Below are 2,624 nucleotides of genomic sequence, written 5' to 3' on the forward strand. Positions count from 1 at the left end.
TTGTCGCGCGACGATCAGGGTGAGAAGGCGCGACAATCAAGATGAGAATCCGGTGTGTCGGGATCGGCGGAGGGCGTAGCCCGTAGTCGATCCCGACACACCGGAGGCACTCTTTGCCGGGTGCCTGTGATGGTCGTGGTGGCCGCTATGTGTCGGGTTTTCCTGAGAGGAGGACCTGACGTGTGGCCGGTCGACACATCAACGATCATCAGGTGAGACTTTTCATGACCAACAGACGTAATGACCCCGTCGCTCTGGCGGCGGCGAAGGCGGGGTTCAGCCCAGCGACAGGCTATCGGATTGTGCAGGATGGCCGGTTGCCATCACAGCGGCAAACCCCACGCGGTCGGCGCCGACCCGATCCCTTGGCCGGTATCTTCGATGAAGTGGTCGTGCCGATGCTCGAGGCTGCTCCCGGCCTCCGGCCTATCGCCATTTTTGAAGAATTGCGGCGGCGATACCCCGAGACGATATTCGGCTCCCGGCGGACGCTGGAGAGGCGCATTCGCGATTGGCGCGCCATGAACGGGCAGGATCGCGAAGTCATTTTCCGGCAAGTGCACGAAGCGGGACGGCTCGGCCTGTCTGATTTTACCTGCATGGATGATCTGGCAGTTTCGATTGCCGGACAACCACTGGACCACCTTCTCTATCACTTCCGGCTGCCTTGCGGTGGCTTCGAGCACGGGCATATCATTCTGGGTGGCGAGAGTTTCGTCGCCTTGGCCGAAGGGCTGCAGAACGCACTCTGGTCTGCAGGCGGTGCGCCGAAGCTTCATCGCACCGACAGCCTCTCGGCCGCCTTCCGCAATCTGGACATCGATGCCAGGATCGACCTGACCAGGCGCTATGACGCGCTTTGTGCCCATTACGGAATGGAGCCCACGAGGAACAACCGCGGCATCGCCCATGAGAACGGCGCGATCGAGAGTGCCCATGGCCATATCAAGGCTGCCGTGAAGGATGCCCTGCTGCTGCGCGGTAGCGCCGACTTCCCCGACCTTGCCGACTATCGCCGCTTTATCGACGAGGTGGTAATTGCGCGCAACCGGCGGCACGGCCCCGGGATCGATGCCGAACGCAAGTTCCTGAAGCCGCTGCCAGACGTTCGCACCACCGACTACGAAGAGGTTCTTGTCACAGTCACATCCTCGGGCGGCTTCACGCTGCGCAAGGTGTTCTACACGGTCCCATCCCGCCTGATCGGGCACCGTTTGCGGGTCCGCCTGTATGATGACCGCCTCGACGTCTTCATCGGTGGCACGAGGCTCATGACCCTGCCGCGCGGCCGCGCCGGCATGAACGGGAAGCACGGCCACGTTGTCGATTACCGCCACGTGATCCATTCCCTACGCCGCAAGCCCATGGCGCTGCTGGGGCTGGTCTATCGCGACAGCCTGTTCCCGCGAGATGCCTATCGCCTGATGTTCGACCACTTGCTGGAAGTTCAGGGCGAGCGGGAGGCCTGCCGCACCACCGTCGAACTTCTGGCCATGGCCCACGAACGCGCATGCGAGGCCGAACTCGCCGGGCTCCTGACCGAGGATCTGACCGCGCGCCGAACGCCCTGTCTGACAGCACTGCGGGCCCGGTTTAGTCCCGACCCTGCTGATCTGCCTGAAGTCGTGGTCAAACTGGTGCCGCTCTCGATCTACGATGGACTGATCGAACAGGGAGAAGCCGCATGAGCGCAACTCCTATGATCGATGCGCAGCGCCTCAGCCTCATGCTCAACGAACTGCGCCTGCCCACCATCAAGCACATCTGGGGCGACTTCGCCGCCCAGGCGGACAAAGAAGGATGGCCCGCCAGCAGGTTTCTGGCCGCGCTCGCAGAGCACGAACTTGCCGAACGCGATCGCCGCCGGATCGAACGTCACCTGGCAGAGGCCCATCTGCCCGCAGGCAAGACCCTGGACTGCTTCGCCTTCGATGCCGTGCCGATGATCTCCAAGGCCCAGGTCATGGCCCTGTGCGCCGGAGATGGCTGGCTCGAGCAAGGCGCCAATCTCATCCTGTTCGGTCCGCCGGGGGGTGGCAAAACCCATCTTGCCGCAGCTATTGGGCTTGCGTTGGTGGAACGGGGCTGGAGGGTTCTGTTCACCCGAACTTCCGACCTCGTGCAACGCCTGCAGGTTGCCCGCCGCGAACTCGCACTCGAATCCGCGATGACCAGGCTCGACAAATACCACCTGCTCATTCTCGACGACTTCGCCTACGTCTCGCGCGACCAGGCCGAGACGTCGGTGCTCTTCGAGCTGATCAGCGCACGATACGAGCGACGGTCGTTGCTGATCACCGCCAACCAGCCCTTCGGCGAATGGAACCGCGTCTTCCCGGATCCCGCCATGACGCTCGCTGCCGTAGACAGGCTCGTGCACCACGCCACCATCTTCGAGATGAACGTCGAAAGTTACCGGCGGCGCACCGCTCAGGCCAGGCGCGCCGGCGCCGGGCGCCCCGCCGCCTACACCACGCCGAAGGTCCTCGAGACCATCCGCGACAATCAGGATGAGAACGACGACCTTGCCAGCGACAATCAAAACAGGCACTGATCGACGCGCCGCGACAATCACATTCTCATCCTGATTGACGCGCAATCCTCATCCAGTTTGTCGCGCTACA

The 2,624-nt window shown here is 63.0% G+C and carries 2 protein-coding genes; both read left to right on the forward strand.

Features of this window, described 5'->3' with window-relative positions:
- Positions 1 to 182 precede the first annotated feature (182 nt).
- A complete protein-coding gene (istA, locus tag NSE01_RS21040) occupies positions 183 to 1,688 on the forward strand; it encodes an IS21 family transposase (protein ID WP_147161508.1) in 1,506 nt (501 codons plus the stop codon).
- Positions 1,685 to 2,554: an IS21-like element helper ATPase IstB gene (gene istB, locus NSE01_RS21045; RefSeq protein ID WP_147161509.1), complete on the forward strand. Its 870-nt coding sequence runs from the start codon at positions 1,685 to 1,687 to the stop codon at positions 2,552 to 2,554. The genes istA and istB overlap by 4 nt, the downstream gene beginning before the upstream one ends.
- Positions 2,555 to 2,624 lie beyond the last annotated feature (70 nt).

Origin of the sequence: Novosphingobium sediminis (assembly GCF_007991615.1) — a bacterium.
Taxonomy (GTDB): Bacteria; Pseudomonadota; Alphaproteobacteria; order Sphingomonadales; family Sphingomonadaceae; genus Novosphingobium; species Novosphingobium sediminis.

Bases quoted from the DNA above. Each gene is read 5' to 3' on its own strand.
- istB (WP_147161509.1), top strand. From the start codon at position 1,685: ATGAGCGCAACTCCTATGATCGATGCGCAGCGCCTCAGCCTCATGCTC.